Annotated in this window: 14 protein-coding genes, 1 tRNA gene and 1 pseudogene; 14 read left to right on the top strand and 2 right to left on the bottom strand. The window is 59.4% G+C overall.

Going from position 1 to position 17,221, the window contains the following annotated elements; genetic code table 11:
• Positions 1 to 94: pseudogene (locus tag ACQKKX_RS20420) on the top strand (elongation factor Tu); the annotation flags it as partial.
• A 104-nt stretch (positions 95 to 198) separates the two neighbouring features.
• Here ACQKKX_RS20420 and ACQKKX_RS20425 read toward each other — a convergent pair.
• Positions 199 to 381 (bottom strand): hypothetical protein, encoded by a 183-nt coding sequence (locus ACQKKX_RS20425; protein WP_427573461.1) that lies wholly within the window; start codon positions 379 to 381, stop codon positions 199 to 201.
• 211 nt (positions 382 to 592) lie between these two features.
• Here ACQKKX_RS20425 and ACQKKX_RS20430 point away from each other — a divergent pair.
• From ACQKKX_RS20430 to rpoC, 9 genes are all read left to right on the top strand, one after another.
• Positions 593 to 668, top strand: a tRNA-Trp gene (locus tag ACQKKX_RS20430).
• 196 nt (positions 669 to 864) lie between these two features.
• Positions 865 to 1,065, top strand: coding sequence for a preprotein translocase subunit SecE (gene secE / locus ACQKKX_RS20435; protein ID WP_427573463.1), 201 nt, complete (start codon positions 865 to 867; stop codon positions 1,063 to 1,065).
• Between the two features lie 16 nt (positions 1,066 to 1,081).
• Positions 1,082 to 1,612 carry a transcription termination/antitermination protein NusG gene (gene nusG / locus ACQKKX_RS20440; RefSeq protein WP_112730811.1) on the top strand — a complete coding sequence of 177 codons (531 nt, stop codon included), beginning with the start codon at positions 1,082 to 1,084 and terminating at the stop codon, positions 1,610 to 1,612.
• A gap of 180 nt (positions 1,613 to 1,792) precedes the next feature.
• Positions 1,793 to 2,224, top strand: a complete 432-nt coding sequence (rplK, locus tag ACQKKX_RS20445; protein ID WP_112730803.1) for a 50S ribosomal protein L11 — start codon at positions 1,793 to 1,795, stop codon at positions 2,222 to 2,224.
• A 1-nt stretch (position 2,225) separates the two neighbouring features.
• Complete coding sequence (gene rplA, locus ACQKKX_RS20450; protein ID WP_427573467.1) at positions 2,226 to 2,921, top strand: 50S ribosomal protein L1; 696 nt, start codon at positions 2,226 to 2,228, stop codon at positions 2,919 to 2,921.
• A gap of 352 nt (positions 2,922 to 3,273) precedes the next feature.
• Positions 3,274 to 3,792: a 50S ribosomal protein L10 gene (rplJ, locus tag ACQKKX_RS20455; protein ID WP_427573470.1), complete on the top strand. Its 519-nt coding sequence runs from the start codon at positions 3,274 to 3,276 to the stop codon at positions 3,790 to 3,792.
• Positions 3,793 to 3,846: 54 nt separating this feature from the next.
• Positions 3,847 to 4,221, top strand: a complete 375-nt coding sequence (gene rplL / locus ACQKKX_RS20460) for a 50S ribosomal protein L7/L12 (protein WP_427573473.1) — start codon at positions 3,847 to 3,849, stop codon at positions 4,219 to 4,221.
• A gap of 246 nt (positions 4,222 to 4,467) precedes the next feature.
• Positions 4,468 to 8,604, top strand: a complete 4,137-nt coding sequence (rpoB, locus tag ACQKKX_RS20465; RefSeq protein WP_427573475.1) for a DNA-directed RNA polymerase subunit beta — start codon at positions 4,468 to 4,470, stop codon at positions 8,602 to 8,604.
• Between the two features lie 190 nt (positions 8,605 to 8,794).
• Positions 8,795 to 13,003, top strand: a complete 4,209-nt coding sequence (rpoC, locus tag ACQKKX_RS20470; protein WP_427573477.1) for a DNA-directed RNA polymerase subunit beta' — start codon at positions 8,795 to 8,797, stop codon at positions 13,001 to 13,003.
• A gap of 180 nt (positions 13,004 to 13,183) precedes the next feature.
• Here rpoC and ACQKKX_RS20475 read toward each other — a convergent pair whose 3' ends face one another.
• Entirely contained in the window at positions 13,184 to 13,480 is a 297-nt protein-coding gene (locus tag ACQKKX_RS20475; RefSeq protein ID WP_427573480.1) for a transcriptional regulator, read from the bottom strand.
• 493 nt (positions 13,481 to 13,973) lie between these two features.
• Between ACQKKX_RS20475 and rpsL the strand changes: the two genes are divergently transcribed.
• The 4 genes from rpsL to ACQKKX_RS20495 all read left to right on the top strand — a co-directional run.
• Positions 13,974 to 14,345, top strand: a complete 372-nt coding sequence (gene rpsL, locus ACQKKX_RS20480) for a 30S ribosomal protein S12 (protein ID WP_003507760.1) — start codon at positions 13,974 to 13,976, stop codon at positions 14,343 to 14,345.
• Between the two features lie 82 nt (positions 14,346 to 14,427).
• Positions 14,428 to 14,898: a 30S ribosomal protein S7 gene (gene rpsG, locus ACQKKX_RS20485; RefSeq protein WP_112733079.1), complete on the top strand. Its 471-nt coding sequence runs from the start codon at positions 14,428 to 14,430 to the stop codon at positions 14,896 to 14,898.
• A gap of 33 nt (positions 14,899 to 14,931) precedes the next feature.
• Positions 14,932 to 17,031, top strand: a complete 2,100-nt coding sequence (gene fusA / locus ACQKKX_RS20490; protein WP_427573484.1) for an elongation factor G — start codon at positions 14,932 to 14,934, stop codon at positions 17,029 to 17,031.
• 97 nt (positions 17,032 to 17,128) lie between these two features.
• The coding region (locus tag ACQKKX_RS20495) for a GTP-binding protein (RefSeq protein ID WP_018010120.1) at positions 17,129 to 17,221 on the top strand (93 nt) is incomplete at its 3' end.

The raw sequence follows: 17,221 nt of genomic DNA on the forward strand, positions 1-17,221 counted from the left end.
CGTTCCGATCGCGATGGAAGAAAAGCTGCGCTTCGCGATCCGCGAAGGCGGCCGTACCGTCGGCGCCGGCATCGTTGCCTCGATCATCGAGTAAGCGACTATTGGATTGAATGAAAAGGCCCCGCTGGCGACAGCGGGGCCTTTTTTGTTTGGCGATCGTTTGGTGGGGCAGGGCGCGCGCGATTCGGTATTTCGGTACTAGGTCAGCGTTTCAGTCGTGTTCATGAGTCTCTTGCCGTCGGCGCAGGCTCTCCGCCCGAAGCGACCCGCCTGCAAGAGGCTCGGCTGCGAGGACGTGCCCAGATACTGCGCCGGACGGCGCTGTGTCAGCTTGATGCAGTCGAAGAGGATCAGCGGCACGCGACTGGGAACGCGCGACATATTTGAGAATGCGCCCGGGGCCTTGAGAAACCGCACGCATTCTGCGGGTGGGTAGGGCCGAAAATCCGCAGGCCAGACCAGCTTTCCACCGTTCATCCATAAAACTGTCGCATCTGGTGCAGAAACCCACTTGCCAAGGTCAGCGCATCCCCTTAAAGAGCGCACACGTCCTTGACGGACAGCGCTTCGGCGCGGGTCCGAAAGAGGGTTTAGGGGTGTAGCTCAGTTGGTAGAGCGGCGGTCTCCAAAACCGCAGGTCGTCGGTTCGAGCCCGGCCGCCCCTGCCATTTTCCAAAGAGCGATATGCGCGGTTCACTCGCAGCAGGGTCGTCCAGGAAAGTTGGTTCGCCGGTTATCCGGCATCATCGGATATCGATTTCTCTTGTGAAAGCTGAAATCGGTGTCTATGTAGGGTAAAGACAGACACGCGGTGCGTGGGGCTGAATAAGATCAGCTTTACGCGCCGTAATTGCGTGGACAGTTATGGCATCCAAAACCAACCCGATTACGTTCCTGAAGCAGGTGCGCACCGAGACGAAGAAGGTCACTTGGCCGTCGCGTCGCGAAACGATGATCTCGACGGCCATGGTTCTGGTCATGGTTGTCGTTGCAGCCCTGTTCTTTTTTGCCGCAGACCAGCTGATCGGCTGGATTCTTGGCTTCGTTATGAATTTCGGCGCTTGATTGGGTGGTGATGAAGATGGCGGCACGTTGGTACATCGTCCACGCATATTCGAATTTTGAAAAGAAGGTTGCAGAGGACATCGAGAACAAGGCTCGCCAGAAAGGGCTTGAGCACCTGTTCGAAAAGATCCTTGTGCCGACCGAAAAGGTGACGGAAGTGCGTCGCGGCCGCAAGGTCGACAGCGAGCGCAAGTTCTTCCCCGGCTACGTTCTGGTTCGTGCGAACCTGACGGACGAGGCTTACCACCTGATCAAGAATACGCCCAAGGTTACGGGCTTCCTCGGTTCCGACAACAAGCCGGTTCCGATCCCGGACTTCGAAGCCGACCGCATTCTGGGCCAAGTCCAGGAAGGTGTCGAGCGTCCGAAGTCTTCGATCTCCTACGAGATCGGCGAGCAGGTTCGCGTTTCCGACGGTCCGTTCGCATCGTTCAACGGTGTGGTCCAGGATGTCGATGAAGAGCGTTCGCGCCTCAAGGTCGAGGTTTCGATCTTCGGTCGCGCCACTCCGGTGGAGCTCGAATACGCTCAGGTCGAGAAGGTCTGACACGTTTCTGAATTGGGGTCGATCGCCTTGCGGTGATCGGCCTTAAGCGGCTTTTGCCGCAACCGCGTGGGAGGGGAGGCGTCTTAGCCGGACGTTCCGACCGCACCACGCAACCGCAGCCGCCGATCTTTCGGGTCGGCATATCGGACCGGTCTCCGGTCCATAACGAAAGGCAGAGAAATGGCTAAGAAAGTAGCAGGCCAGCTCAAGCTTCAGGTCAAGGCAGGATCGGCAAACCCGTCCCCGCCGATCGGCCCGGCGCTTGGTCAGCGCGGCATCAACATCATGGAATTCTGCAAGGCGTTCAACGCCGCCACGCAGGAAATGGAAAAGGGTATGCCGATCCCGGTCGTCATCACCTATTACCAGGACAAGTCCTTCACCTTCGCAATGAAGCAGCCGCCGGTTACCTACTGGCTGAAGAAGGAAGCGAAGATCACCTCCGGTTCCAAGACGCCCGGCAAGGGCGGCAAGGCCGGCACCATCACCAAGGCTCAGGTCCGTGCGATCGCCGAAGGTAAGATGAAGGATCTCAACGCAGCCGATATCGAAGGCGCAATGCTGATGGTCGAGGGCTCTGCCCGCTCCATGGGCCTGGAAGTGGTGGCGTAACATGGCAAAAGTTGCAAAGCGTCTCCAGAAGATCCGCGAAGGCATCGATCCGACCAAGCTGATCGCACTCTCCGACGCCGTTTCGGCTGTCAAGGAACGTGCCGTCGCCAAGTTCGACGAAACCATCGAAATCTCGATGAACCTCGGCGTTGACCCGCGCCACGCAGACCAGATGGTCCGCGGCGTCGTCAACCTGCCGAACGGCACCGGCCGCGACGTTCGCGTTGCCGTCTTCGCACGTGGTGCCAAGGCTGACGAAGCCAAGGCCGCTGGCGCAGACATCGTTGGTGCAGAAGACCTGCTGGAAATCGTCCAGGGCGGCAAGATCGACTTCGATCGTTGCATCGCTACCCCTGACATGATGCCGCTCGTCGGTCGCCTCGGTAAGGTACTCGGCCCGCGTGGCATGATGCCGAACCCGAAGGTCGGTACCGTCACCATGGACGTCACCGGCGCCGTCAAGGCATCCAAGGGCGGTGCAGTCGAGTTCCGCGTCGAGAAGGCTGGTATCGTCCATGCCGGCATCGGCAAGGCTTCCTTCGACGCCAAGGCTCTGGAAGAAAACATCAAGGCTTTCGCCGATGCGGTCGTCAAGGCCAAGCCGGCTGGCGCCAAGGGCAACTACGTCAAGCGCGTCGCACTCTCCTCGACCATGGGTCCGGGCGTGCGCGTCGAGCCTTCGACGGTCCTGGCCTGATCAAGTTTGCCGGACCTTATGGTCCGGCCGCACTGATTTCCGGTCTCGCAAGAGGCCGGAGATTTCCGGAGAGATCCGGAACTCCTGTCCGAGATTGTGGGTGGTCGAGGCCTTCGGGTCGAAACCTTAATCGTATGACCTGCATGAGACTGGTAAGACCCAAGGTTTTTGAGATGCGTGATGCATCCCCTTAAGTGTTGGTTCGAGCCTGGAATGCCTTGTGCCTGCAGTTCGCTGTAGAGCCGGGGGGCAGGATCCTCAACGCCGCATCGGACCTTTTCGGAGGTCTTGTTCGGCAAAGGCAAACCGATGGGGCCTGCAGGATTGCGGTCCCGTCAACTGGAGACAGACAGTGGAAAGAGCGGAAAAACGCGAATTCGTCACGGAGCTGAACGAAGTCTTCAAGGCTTCCGGTTCGGTTGTCGTGGCCCACTATGCTGGTGTCACAGTTGCGCAGATGAACGACTTCCGTTCGAAAATGCGCGCTGCTGGCGGCACCGTCAAAGTCGCGAAGAACCGCCTGGCCAAGATCGCTCTTCAGGGTACGGAGTCGGAAGGGATCACGGATCTCTTCAAGGGTCAGACGCTTATCGCATATAGCAATGATCCGATCACGGCACCGAAGGTCGTCATGGATTTCGCCAAGACCAACGACAAGGTCGTTGTTCTGGGCGGCGCCATGGGTTCCACGACGCTCGACGCAGAAGCAGTCAAGTCGCTTGCGACCCTGCCTTCGCTCGACGAGCTGCGTGCAAAGCTTCTGGGCATGATCCAGACGCCGGCTACCCGCATCGCAGGGGTTGTTGCAGCACCGGCAAGCCAGCTTGCCCGCGTGTTCGCGGCCTACGCAAAGAAGGACGAAGCCGCTTAAGGCGGTTTTTCGCTGTTCAAAACCAAGTTCGAACCTATATAAGGAACTATGAAAATGGCTGATCTCGCAAAGATCGTAGAAGACCTCTCGGCTCTGACCGTTCTGGAAGCTGCCGAACTTTCCAAGATGCTCGAAGAAAAGTGGGGCGTTTCTGCCGCTGCTCCGGTAGCTGTTGCTGCTGCTGGCGGTGCCGCTCCGGCTGCTGCTGAAGAAGAAAAGACCGAGTTCGACGTTATCCTGGTTGACGCTGGCGCCAACAAGATCAACGTCATCAAGGAAGTTCGCGGCATCACCGGCCTCGGCCTCAAGGAAGCCAAGGACCTCGTCGAAGGCGCTCCGAAGCCGGTTAAGGAAGCCGTTTCGAAGGCTGAAGCCGCTGACCTCAAGAAGAAGCTTGAGGACGCCGGCGCCAAGGTCGACGTTAAGTAACATCGGAATGCGGAGGGAAAGGTTCACCTTTCCCTCCCGTTTCTCGACGAACTTATTACCCAGGAACCGCAAAAACGGTTCCTGGGTAATGGGTTCTCAAAAGGATGGTTTCCTTTTCAGGCGACAGGCAATCCGGCCTGCGGCTGAAAACGAGAAACGAGATTGAGACTACCCATGTTCGACGGGATCGACTGGCCAGCGGTTCCCGTCCGTTGCAGGCCCGGATGCAATTTTGAAGGAGCGACGATGGCTCAGACCCTTTCGTTCAATGGTCGCAGGCGCGTACGCAAGTTTTTCGGAAAAATCCCTGAAGTGACACAGATGCCGAACCTTATCGAGGTTCAGAAGGCATCCTACGACCAGTTCCTGATGGTAGACGAGCCGCAAGGCGGGCGCCCCGACGAGGGGCTGCAGGCGGTTTTCCGCTCGGTCTTCCCGATCACCGACTTTTCCGGTGCCTCGATGCTCGAATTCGTGTCCTACGAATTCGAGCCGCCGAAGTTCGACGTCGATGAATGCCGTCAGCGCGACCTGACCTATGCGGCACCGCTCAAGGTGACGCTGCGTCTCATCGTGTTCGATATCGACGAGGATACCGGCGCGAAGTCCATCAAGGACATCAAGGAACAGTCGGTTTACATGGGCGACATGCCGCTCATGACCAATAACGGTACGTTCATCGTCAACGGCACCGAGCGCGTGATCGTGTCGCAGATGCACCGTTCGCCGGGCGTCTTCTTCGACCACGACAAGGGCAAGAGCCACTCATCCGGCAAGCTGCTCTTTGCTGCCCGCGTCATTCCGTATCGCGGTTCCTGGCTCGATATCGAATTCGACGCGAAGGACATCGTCTACGCCCGTATCGACCGCCGCCGCAAGATTCCGGTCTCCTCGCTGCTGATGGCACTCGGCATGGACGGCGAAGACATCCTGTCGACCTTCTACTCGAAGTCGAACTACGAGCGCGACGGCGACGGCTGGCGTATTCCCTTCAATGCCGAAACGCTGAAGGGCGCCAAGGCGCTGTCCGACATGATCGACGCCGATACCGGCGAAGTCGTTGTCGAAGGTGGCAAGAAGCTCACCCCGCGTCTGCTGCGTCAGTTGACCGAAAAGGGCCTGAAGGCTCTCAAGGCCACCAATGACGACCTCTACGGCAACTATCTCGCAGAAGACATCGTCAACTACGAAACCGGCGAGATCTATCTCGAAGCCGGCGACGAAATCGACGAGAAGAGCCTAGGCATCATCCTGAAGAACGGTTTCGACGAGATCCCGGTCCTCGGCATCGACCATATCAATGTCGGCGCCTATATCCGCAACACGATCGCTGTCGACAAGAACGAGAACCGTCAGGACGCTCTGTTCGACATCTACCGCGTCATGCGTCCGGGCGAACCGCCGACCATGGAATCGGCCGAAGCCATGTTCAACTCGCTGTTCTTCGATGCGGAGCGTTACGACCTCTCCGCCGTCGGCCGCGTCAAGATGAACATGCGTCTCGACTTGCAGGTCGAAGACACTGTGCGCACGCTGCGCAAGGACGACATCCTGGCCGTGGTCAAGATGCTGGTCGAACTGCGTGACGGCAAGGGCGAGATCGACGACATCGACAACCTCGGCAACCGCCGTGTTCGTTCTGTCGGCGAACTGATGGAAAACCAGTACCGCCTCGGCCTTCTGCGCATGGAGCGTGCGATCAAGGAACGCATGTCGTCGATCGAGATCGACACCGTCATGCCGCAGGACCTGATCAACGCCAAGCCGGCTGCTGCTGCCGTTCGCGAATTCTTCGGCTCCTCGCAGCTGTCGCAGTTCATGGACCAGGTGAACCCGCTTTCGGAAATCACCCACAAGCGCCGTCTTTCGGCTCTTGGCCCGGGTGGTCTGACCCGCGAGCGCGCAGGCTTCGAAGTCCGCGACGTTCACCCGACCCATTACGGCCGTATCTGCCCGATCGAGACGCCGGAAGGCCCGAACATCGGTCTGATCAACTCGCTGGCCACCTTTGCCCGCGTCAACAAGTACGGCTTCATCGAAAGCCCGTACCGCAAGATCGTTGACGGCAAGGTGACGAAGGACGTCGTCTATCTTTCGGCCATGGAAGAGGCGAAGTACTACGTCGCTCAGGCCAACTCCGAGCTGACCTCGGACGGCGTGTTCGTCGAAGAGTTCGTTGTCTGCCGTCATGCCGGCGAAGTCATGCTGTCCCCGCGCGACACCATCAACCTGATGGACGTTTCGCCCAAACAGCTGGTTTCGGTCGCTGCGGCTCTCATTCCGTTCCTCGAAAACGACGACGCCAACCGCGCTCTGATGGGCTCGAACATGCAGCGTCAGGCCGTGCCGCTGGTGCGCGCCGAAGCGCCGTTCGTTGGTACCGGCATGGAACCGGTCGTTGCCCGTGACTCCGGTGCTGCCATCGCTGCCCGTCGTGGCGGTGTGGTCGACCAGGTTGACGCGACGCGTATCGTTATCCGCGCCACGGAAGATCTCGAAGCCGGCAAGTCCGGCGTCGACATTTACCGCCTGATGAAGTTCCAGCGTTCAAACCAGAACACCTGCGTCAACCAGCGTCCGCTGGTCGCCGTCGGCGACGTTCTGAACAAGGGCGACATCATTGCCGACGGTCCGTCGACGGACCTGGGTGACCTGGCGCTCGGCCGCAACGCGCTCGTCGCGTTCATGCCTTGGAACGGCTACAACTACGAAGACTCGATCCTGCTCTCCGAGCGTATCGTGTCGGACGACGTGTTCACCTCCATCCACATCGAGGAATTCGAAGTGATGGCACGTGACACCAAGCTTGGTCCGGAAGAAATCACGCGCGACATTCCGAACGTTTCGGAAGAAGCGCTGAAGAACCTCGACGAAGCCGGCATCGTCTATATCGGTGCGGAAGTTGCTCCGGGCGACATCCTCGTCGGCAAGATCACGCCGAAGGGCGAAAGCCCGATGACGCCGGAAGAAAAGCTTCTGCGCGCCATCTTCGGTGAAAAGGCGTCCGACGTTCGCGACACCTCCATGCGCATGCCTCCGGGCACGTTTGGCACCATCGTCGAAGTTCGTGTCTTCAACCGCCACGGCGTTGAAAAGGACGAACGTGCGATGGCGATCGAGCGCGAGGAAATCGAACGCCTCGCCAAGGACCGCGACGACGAGCAGGCGATCCTCGACCGTAACGTCTACGGCCGTCTGATCGAGATGCTGCGCGGCCAGATGTCCGTTGCAGGTCCCAAGGGCTTCAAGAAGGGCGTCGAACTGACCAACGCCATCGTCTCCGAATATCCCCGCTCGCAGTGGTGGATGTTCGCGGTCGAAGACGAAAAGGTTCAGGGCGAAGTCGAGGCTCTGCGTGCCCAGTACGACGAGTCGAAGTCGTTGCTCGAGCACCGCTTCATGGACAAGGTCGAAAAGGTCCAGCGCGGCGACGAAATGCCTCCGGGCGTCATGAAGATGGTAAAAGTCTTCGTGGCTGTTAAGCGCAAGATCCAGCCGGGCGACAAGATGGCCGGCCGTCACGGCAACAAGGGCGTCGTGTCCCGTATCGTGCCTGTCGAAGACATGCCGTTCCTCGAAGACGGCACGCATGTCGACGTCGTTCTGAACCCGCTGGGCGTGCCTTCGCGCATGAACGTCGGCCAGATCCTCGAGACGCACTTGGCATGGGCTTGCGCCGGCATGGGCAAGCGCATCGGTCAGATGCTCGAAGAGTACAAGGCGTCGAACGACATCACCGAGCTCAAGAAGGAGCTGACCGAGGCTTACGAAAGCCAGGCCAATAACGAGGTTTCGACCTTCGACGACGAATCCCTGGTTCGTCTGGCCGAGCAGTCCAAGCGTGGCCTCTCCATCGCGACCCCGGTCTTCGACGGTGCGCATGAGCCTGACGTTGCTGCCATGCTGAAGAAGGCCGGTCTGCACGAAAGCGGTCAGTCGGTTCTCTACGATGGCCGTACCGGCGAGCAGTTCGACCGCAAGGTCACCGTCGGCTACATGTACATGATCAAGCTGAACCACCTTGTGGACGACAAGATCCACGCGCGTTCGATCGGTCCGTACTCGCTCGTCACCCAGCAGCCGCTCGGTGGTAAGGCGCAGTTCGGTGGCCAGCGCTTCGGGGAAATGGAAGTCTGGGCTCTGGAAGCCTACGGCGCCGCCTACACCCTGCAGGAAATGCTGACCGTGAAGTCGGACGACGTGGCAGGCCGTACCAAGGTCTACGAGGCGATCGTACGTGGCGACGACACGTTCGAAGCGGGCATTCCGGAGAGCTTCAACGTTCTCGTCAAGGAAATGCGCTCGCTCGGTCTGTCGGTCGAGCTGGAAAATTCCAAGCTCGAAGCCCAGCCGGAAGGTCAGCTGCCGGACGCGGCCGAATAAGTCTTTGACAGAAGGCGTGCGGGAGCAATCGCGCACGCCAGTCCCAGGCCTTGTCCGGGCGACCGGTCGGGCAGGGGAGTTTCGCCTTAATTGGCGTCTATTGTCATTTAAGGATTCGGGTCGGCATCCCGGGCATTTGCCGATACCGCAATCCGTTTGAGGGCTTTTGCGCCCCATCAAGGAGACAGGCATGAACCAAGAGGTCATGAACCTTTTCAACCCGCAGGTGCCGGCACAGCACTTTGATTCGATCCGGATCTCGATTGCGAGCCCGGAAAAGATCCTGTCGTGGTCCTACGGCGAGATCAAGAAGCCGGAAACCATCAACTACCGTACCTTCAAGCCGGAACGCGACGGCCTTTTCTGCGCGCGCATCTTTGGTCCGATCAAGGACTATGAGTGCCTGTGCGGCAAGTACAAGCGCATGAAGTACAAGGGCATCATCTGCGAAAAGTGCGGCGTCGAAGTCACGCTGTCGCGCGTTCGCCGCGAGCGCATGGGCCATATCGAGCTCGCTGCTCCGGTTGCCCATATCTGGTTCCTGAAGTCGCTTCCTTCGCGCATCTCGACCCTGCTCGACATGACGCTGAAGGATGTCGAGCGCGTTCTCTATTTCGAGAACTACATCGTCACCGAGCCGGGCCTGACGTCGCTGAAGGAAAATCAGCTTCTGACGGAAGAAGAATACATGATCGCCATCGACGAGTTCGGTGAAGATCAGTTCACGGCGATGATCGGTGCGGAAGCGATCTTCGAAATGCTGGCGTCGATGAACCTCGACAAGCTGGCCGGCGAACTGCGCACGGATCTGGCGGCAACGACGTCGGATCTGAAGCAGAAGAAGCTGATGAAGCGTCTGAAGATCGTCGAGAACTTCATCGAATCCGGCAACCGCCCGGAATGGATGATCATGAAGGTCGTTCCCGTCATCCCGCCGGACCTGCGCCCGCTGGTTCCGCTCGATGGCGGCCGTTTCGCGACGTCCGACCTCAACGATCTGTACCGCCGCGTCATCAACCGTAACAACCGTCTGAAGCGCCTGATCGAACTGCGCGCTCCGGGCATCATTATCCGTAACGAAAAGCGCATGCTGCAGGAATCTGTGGACGCGCTGTTCGACAACGGCCGCCGCGGCCGCGTCATCACCGGCGCCAACAAGCGTCCGCTGAAGTCGCTGTCCGACATGCTCAAGGGCAAGCAGGGCCGCTTCCGCCAGAACCTTCTCGGCAAGCGCGTCGACTATTCCGGCCGTTCGGTCATCGTGACCGGTCCGGAACTGAAGCTGCACCAGTGCGGCCTGCCCAAGAAGATGGCGCTCGAACTGTTCAAGCCGTTCATCTACGCCCGCCTCGACGCCAAGGGTTACTCCTCGACGGTCAAGCAGGCCAAGAAGCTGGTTGAAAAGGAAAAGCCGGAAGTCTGGGATATTCTCGACGAGGTTATCCGCGAGCACCCCGTGCTTCTCAACCGCGCGCCGACGCTGCACCGCCTGGGCATCCAGGCCTTCGAACCGATCCTGGTCGAAGGCAAGGCCATCCAGCTGCACCCGCTCGTCTGCACGGCCTTCAACGCCGACTTCGACGGTGACCAGATGGCCGTTCACGTGCCGCTGTCGCTCGAAGCCCAGCTCGAAGCCCGCGTGCTGATGATGTCGACGAACAACATCCTGCACCCGGCCAACGGTGCACCGATCATCGTTCCGTCGCAGGACATGGTTCTCGGTCTCTACTACCTATCGATCATGAACCAGAACGAGCCGGGCGAAGGCATGGTCTTCTCCGACATGGGCGAACTGCTCCATGCTCTGGAGAACAAGGTCGTGACCCTGCATGCCAAGATCCGCGGCCGTTTCAAGACGGTCGACGAGGAAGGCAAGCCGGTTTCGCAGATTCATGAGACGACGCCTGGCCGCATGATCATCGGCGAACTTCTGCCGAAGAACTTCAAGGTGCCGTTCGACACCTGCAACCAGGAAATGACCAAGAAGAACATCTCCAAGATGATCGACACGGTCTACCGTCACTGCGGTCAGAAGGACACGGTGATTTTCTGCGACCGCATCATGCAGCTCGGCTTCCGTCATGCCTGCCGCGCCGGCATTTCGTTCGGCAAGGACGACATGATCATTCCGGAAACCAAGGCCAAGATCGTCGGTGACACCGAAACCCTGGTCAAGGAATACGAGCAGCAGTACAATGACGGTCTGATTACTCAGGGCGAAAAGTACAACAAGGTCGTGGACGCCTGGGGCAAGGCAACCGAAAAGGTCGCGGAAGACATGATGGCCCGCATTAAGGCCGTCGAGTTCGATCCGGAGACCGGTCGCCAGAAGCCGATGAACGCCATTTACATGATGTCGCACTCGGGTGCTCGTGGTTCACCGAACCAGATGCGCCAGTTGGGCGGCATGCGCGGACTGATGGCCAAGCCGTCTGGCGAGATCATCGAAACGCCGATCACGTCGAACTTCAAGGAAGGTCTGACCGTGAACGAGTACTTCAACTCGACTCACGGCGCCCGTAAGGGTCTCGCAGATACCGCGCTGAAGACGGCGAACTCCGGTTACCTGACGCGTCGTCTCGTCGACGTCGCCCAGGACTGCATCGTCAACATGGTCGATTGCGGCACCGAGAACGGTCTCACCATGACCGCCATCGTTGACGCCGGTCAGGTCGTGGCTTCGCTCGGCGCCCGTATCCTGGGTCGTACCGCGCTTGACGATATCGATCATCCGGTCACGGGTGAGCGGATCGTCGATGCCGGCAAGATGATCCTCGAGCCGGATGTCATCGAAATCGAGAAGGCTGGCATCCAGTCGATCCGCATTCGCTCCGCACTGACCTGCGAAGTCCAGACGGGCGTGTGCTCGGTCTGCTACGGCCGCGACCTTGCGCGCGGTACGCCGGTCAACATGGGCGAAGCGGTCGGCGTTATCGCCGCTCAGTCCATCGGCGAACCCGGCACGCAGCTGACCATGCGTACGTTCCACCTTGGTGGCACGGCAAACGTTGTCGACTCCTCGTTCCTGGAAGCCTCGTACGAAGGTACGATCCAGATCAAGAACCGCAACATGCTGCGCAACTCGGAAGGCGTTCTCGTCGCCATGGGTCGTAACATGGCGGTCACGATCCTGGACGAACGCGGCGTGGAACGTTCCTCGCAGCGCGTCGCCTACGGTTCGAAGCTGCACGTCGATGACGGCGACAAGGTTCGTCGCGGCCAGCGTCTGGCAGAGTGGGATCCCTACACCCGCCCGATGATGACGGAAGTCGAAGGTACGGTTCAGTTCGAAGATGTCGTCGACGGCATCTCCGTTTCAGAATCGACCGACGAATCCACCGGCATCACCAAGCGTCAGGTCATCGACTGGCGTTCGACCCCGCGCGGCGTCGATCTCAAGCCCGCAATCGTCATCAAGGACGCTTCGGGCCAGATCATGAAGCTGGCACGTGGTGGCGAAGCCCGCTTCTTCCTCAACGTCGAGGCGATCCTCTCCGTCGAGCCGGGCAGCAAGGTCAGCCAGGGTGACGTTCTTGCGCGTGTTCCGATGGAAAGCGCCAAGACCAAGGACATTACCGGTGGTCTGCCGCGTGTTGCCGAACTGTTCGAAGCTCGTCGTCCGAAGGACCATGCCATCATCGCTGAGATCGATGGTACGATCCGACTGGGCCGCGATTACAAGAACAAGCGTCGCGTGATGATCGAGCCTGCAGAAGACGGTGTCGAGCCGGTCGAATACCTGATCCCGAAGGGCAAGCCCTTCCACCTTCAGGAAGGCGACTATATCGAGAAGGGTGACTACATCCTCGACGGTAACCCGGCGCCGCACGACATCCTGGCGATCAAGGGCGTGGAAGCACTCGCTTCCTACCTGGTCAACGAAATCCAGGAGGTCTACCGACTGCAGGGCGTTGTGATCAACGACAAGCACATCGAGGTGATCGTTCGCCAGATGCTGCAGAAGGTCGAGATCACCGACAGTGGCGACAGCCAGTACATCGTCGGCGACAATGTCGACCGCATTGAACTGGATGACGCCAACGATCAGCTGATCGAAGAAGGCAAGAAGCCTGCTTCGGGCGAGCCGGTCCTGCTCGGTATCACCAAGGCATCGCTGCAGACGCCGTCCTTCATCTCGGCCGCATCCTTCCAGGAAACCACCAAGGTTCTCACGGAAGCTGCAATCGCCGGCAAGATGGACACGCTGCAGGGTCTGAAGGAAAACGTCATCGTCGGCCGCCTCATCCCGGCCGGTACCGGCGGCACCATGACGCAGATCCGCCGCATCGCCACTTCGCGCGACGACCTCATCCTCGAGGAGCGCAAGAAGGGTTCGGGCGCCGCTTCGGCAACCCCGATGCTGCAGGACATGAACCCGGAAAACACGCCGGCTGAATAAGGCTGGAGCGTTCACAACAAAAAAGCCGCCCGGAGCGATCCGGGCGGCTTTTTGCTGTTTTAATGCTCGGCGGGGAGGGTGGGCTTTTAAGCGGATGCCATGGTACAAAAAAGCCCACGCAAGACTGCGTGGGCGTGTGGGTCTGACATCGTCACCGCGAGACTATCAACGGCGATCTGCTCACTCACTGAAGCGGATGATCGACACTTCCCCCTCAAGCGCGCCCTGGTAGGCGGAGGCGTGCGGCTCTTCCACGGGTTCCTCGGTCATGACGCCGATCTGGTCGAGGTCGGCTTCGAGGAAACCCTCCTCCGACAGGGCGTTGAGCGCTTCGCGCACCGCGGTGTCGTCGTCAGGCGCGCGCAAGAGGATATGGAGTTCCGTGCCCTCGCTCGTCTTCGATTGGTAACCCTTGCCGATGATGATGAAGACCATCGGTTCATCGAGAGTGTTGTCGTTGTCGGGCGTGTCGATCATGCGTTTTTCCATTTCCAAGGCTGTTGGCATCGCCGGTCGGCGGGTGCCGTTCAGGTCTTTATCGATTCTTAACGGCTTTGGCAGGCGATTCCCACCACGATTGCCGAGCCCTCGTCGCAATTCACCGCAAATGGCCCATAAAGGCCGGAATACAAGGCTCTTGCGTGGGGCGGGCAGGGGGTAAATTCGTTTTCGCCCTTGACGCGCAGGGACGGAAACAGTAAACGCCGCGCATCGGAAGAGATGTGAGGCTGCCATATCCGGCGCGACTTGTACCGGGCCAATGCCTCAAACAGGCTTCCATACGCACGTTGAAGACAAGAATGCTGCACGCACGACGCGTTTTTTAAAGATGCGTCCTCTGCCTTCCGTGGTCCTTCCGAGACAGGGTGGGGCCACGTTTTGTGCATGTTGGAATGCGTGTGTCGCGGCCGGAAACGGCGTAACCGGCCCTCAAAAGGGGTCACGAGATTATTTTGCAAGGGATGGTTATATGCCTACCGTAAACCAGCTGATCCGCAAGCCCCGCCAGGCACAGGTCAAGCGCAACAAGGTCCCGGCTCTGCAGGAAAACCCGCAGAAGCGTGGCGTCTGCACCCGCGTCTACACCACGACGCCGAAGAAGCCGAACTCGGCTCTGCGTAAGGTCGCCAAGATCCGTCTGACCAACGGCTTCGAAGTCATCGGTTACATTCCGGGTGAAGGTCACAACCTGCAGGAACACTCTGTCGTCATGATCCGTGGCGGCCGCGTAAAGGACTTGCCGGGCGTTCGTTACCACATCATCCGCGGCGTTCTCGATACCCAGGGTGTCAAGAACCGTAAGCAGCGTCGTTCGAAGTACGGTGCAAAGCGTCCGAAGTAATCTTCGGAACATCAACCTTTATACGGTGCTGCGCGAGGTTCTCCGCGTGATAAAGCACCGCAACCATTGAGAGACGGAACGTATGTCCAGACGTCATAGTGCAGAGAAGCGTGAGATCAACCCGGATCCGAAGTTCGGTGATCTGGTCGTCACGAAGTTCATGAATGCCATCATGCTTCATGGCAAGAAGTCGGTTGCCGAAAGCATCGTTTACGGTGCCTTCGATAGCGTGCAGGCAAAGGCCAAGGCTGAGCCGCTGGCGATCTTCCATCAGGCGCTCGAGAATATCGCGCCGCATGTTGAAGTACGCTCGCGCCGCGTTGGTGGTGCGACCTACCAGGTCCCGGTCGACGTTCGTCCGGAGCGCCGTCAGGCGCTGGCCATCCGCTGGCTGATCACTGCCGCCCGCAAGCGCAACGAGACCACCATGATCGACCGCCTGTCCGGTGAGCTCATGGATGCCTCGAACAACCGTGGTTCCGCCGTCAAGAAGCGTGAAGACACGCACAAGATGGCCGACGCCAACCGCGCCTTCTCGCACTACCGCTGGTAATCTTAACCGATCGAATTTCGAAAGGCAGTCAGTATGGCTCGCGAATATAAAATCGAAGACTACCGCAATTTTGGTATCATGGCGCATATCGACGCCGGCAAGACCACGACCACCGAGCGGATTCTCTACTACACCGGCAAGTCGCACAAGATCGGCGAAGTGCATGATGGCGCCGCCACCATGGACTGGATGGAGCAGGAGCAGGAGCGTGGCATCACGATCACCTCTGCTGCCACCACGACCTTCTGGAAGGGTCGCGACGGCAAGATGCGCCGCTTCAACATCATCGACACCCCCGGCCACGTCGACTTCACGATCGAAGTCGAACGTTCGCTGCGCGTGCTCGACGGTGCGGTTGCCCTTCTCGACGCCAACGCCGGCGTAGAGCCGCAGACGGAAACCGTCTGGCGTCAGGCTGAGAAGTACAACGTTCCGCGCATGATCTTCTGCAACAAGATGGACAAGACCGGCGCGGACTTCTACCGCTCGGTCGAGATGATCAAGACCCGTCTTGGCGCCACCGCAGTTGTCATGCAGCTCCCGATCGGTGCTGAGTCCGAGTTCAAGGGCGTTGTCGACCTGATCGAGATGAACGCTCTGGTATGGCGCGACGAATCGCTCGGCGCCGCATGGGACGTTGTCGAGATCCCGGCCGACCTGAAGGACAAGGCTGAAGAATATCGCGAAAAGCTGATCGAGACGGTTGTCGAGATCGACGAAGAAGCGATGGAAGCTTACCTGAACGGCGACATGCCGGACAACGACAAGATCCGCGCCCTGGTTCGCCGCGGCACGATCGACGTCAAGTTCCATCCGATGTTCTGCGGTACCGCGTTCAAGAACAAGGGCGTACAGCCGCTGCTCGACGCCGTTGTCGACTACCTGCCGTCGCCGATCGACATCCCGGCCATCAAGGGCATCGACTTCAAGACCGAAGCCGAAATCGAGCGTCACGCTGACGACAACGAGCCGCTCTCGATGCTGGCGTTCAAGATCATGAACGACCCCTTCGTCGGTTCGCTGACCTTCGCCCGTATCTACTCGGGCAAGCTCGAAAAGGGTTCTTCTGTCATCAACACGGTCAAGGACAAGCGCGAGCGTGTCGGCCGTATGCTGCAGATGCACTCCAACAGCCGTGAAGACATCGAAGAAGCCTTTGCAGGCGACATCGTTGCTCTCGCCGGTCTCAAGGAAACCACCACTGGCGATACGCTCTGCGATCCGCTGAAGCCGGTTATCCTCGAGCGCATGGAATTCCCCGAGCCGGTCATTCAGATCGCGATCGAGCCGAAGTCCAAGGGCGACCAGGAAAAGATGGGCCTCGCGCTCAATCGCCTCGCTGCTGAAGACCCGTCGTTCCGCGTCAAGACCGACCAGGAATCCGGCCAGACGATCATTGCCGGCATGGGCGAACTTCACCTCGACATTCTCGTCGACCGCATGCGTCGCGAGTTCAAGGTTGAAGCCAACGTCGGTGCTCCGCAGGTTGCCTACCGCGAAACCATCACGAAGCTGCACGAAGAAGACTACACGCACAAGAAGCAGTCCGGTGGTACCGGCCAGTTCGCACGCGTCAAGCTCGTATTCGAACCGAACCCGGATGGCGAAGATTTCGTCTTCGAATCCAAGATCGTCGGCGGTGCTGTTCCCAAGGAATACATCCCGGGCGTTCAGAAGGGTATCGAAAGCGTTCTGTCTTCGGGTCCGCTCGCTGGCTTCCCGATGCTGGGCGTCAAGGCGACCCTCATCGACGGCGCCTTCCACGATGTCGACTCGTCGGTTCTCGCCTTCGAAATCGCATCGCGTGCCTGCTTCCGTGAAGCTGCCAAGAAGGCCGGCGCTCAGCTGCTCGAGCCGATGATGAAGGTCGAAGTCGTAACGCCGGAAGACTATGTCGGCGACGTTATCGGCGACCTGAACTCGCGTCGTGGCCAGATCCAGGGCCAGGAACAGCGCGGCATCGCCATCGTCATCAACGCTCACGTTCCGCTCGCGAACATGTTCAAGTACGTCGACAACCTGCGCTCCATGTCCCAGGGCCGCGCGCAGTACTCGATGACCTTCGATCACTACGCACCGGTTCCGTCGAACGTCGCGACCGAAATCCAGGCCAAGTATTCCGGTCAGAAGTAATCGGACTACGACACCAGACTACGCCCCGGTCCCAAAGCCGGGGCGATCACACAAGAATTAGGGCCCCAAACGGCCCACATAAAATGGAGAGCCTGCAATGGCAAAGAGCAAGTTTGAGCGTAACAAGCCGCACGTGAACATCGGCACGATCGGCCACGTCGACCACGGCAAGACGTCTCTGACGGCAGCG

Source organism: Neorhizobium sp. NPDC001467, from assembly GCF_050275975.1.
Taxonomy (GTDB): domain Bacteria; phylum Pseudomonadota; class Alphaproteobacteria; order Rhizobiales; family Rhizobiaceae; genus Neorhizobium.

What these genes read in the sequence shown, in the direction of transcription:
- ACQKKX_RS20425 (WP_427573461.1), bottom strand. Translation starts at nt 381, where the DNA reads ATGTCGCGCGTTCCCAGTCGCGTGCCGCTGATCCTCTTCGACTGCATC.
- secE (WP_427573463.1), top strand. Translation starts at nt 865, where the DNA reads ATGGCATCCAAAACCAACCCGATTACGTTCCTGAAGCAGGTGCGCACC.
- nusG (WP_112730811.1), top strand. Translation starts at nt 1,082, where the DNA reads ATGGCGGCACGTTGGTACATCGTCCACGCATATTCGAATTTTGAAAAG.
- rplK (WP_112730803.1), top strand. Translation starts at nt 1,793, where the DNA reads ATGGCTAAGAAAGTAGCAGGCCAGCTCAAGCTTCAGGTCAAGGCAGGA.
- rplA (WP_427573467.1), top strand. Translation starts at nt 2,226, where the DNA reads ATGGCAAAAGTTGCAAAGCGTCTCCAGAAGATCCGCGAAGGCATCGAT.
- rplL (WP_427573473.1), top strand. Translation starts at nt 3,847, where the DNA reads ATGGCTGATCTCGCAAAGATCGTAGAAGACCTCTCGGCTCTGACCGTT.
- rpoB (WP_427573475.1), top strand. Translation starts at nt 4,468, where the DNA reads ATGGCTCAGACCCTTTCGTTCAATGGTCGCAGGCGCGTACGCAAGTTT.
- rpoC (WP_427573477.1), top strand. Translation starts at nt 8,795, where the DNA reads ATGAACCAAGAGGTCATGAACCTTTTCAACCCGCAGGTGCCGGCACAG.
- ACQKKX_RS20475 (WP_427573480.1), bottom strand. Translation starts at nt 13,480, where the DNA reads ATGATCGACACGCCCGACAACGACAACACTCTCGATGAACCGATGGTC.
- rpsL (WP_003507760.1), top strand. Translation starts at nt 13,974, where the DNA reads ATGCCTACCGTAAACCAGCTGATCCGCAAGCCCCGCCAGGCACAGGTC.
- rpsG (WP_112733079.1), top strand. Translation starts at nt 14,428, where the DNA reads ATGTCCAGACGTCATAGTGCAGAGAAGCGTGAGATCAACCCGGATCCG.
- fusA (WP_427573484.1), top strand. Translation starts at nt 14,932, where the DNA reads ATGGCTCGCGAATATAAAATCGAAGACTACCGCAATTTTGGTATCATG.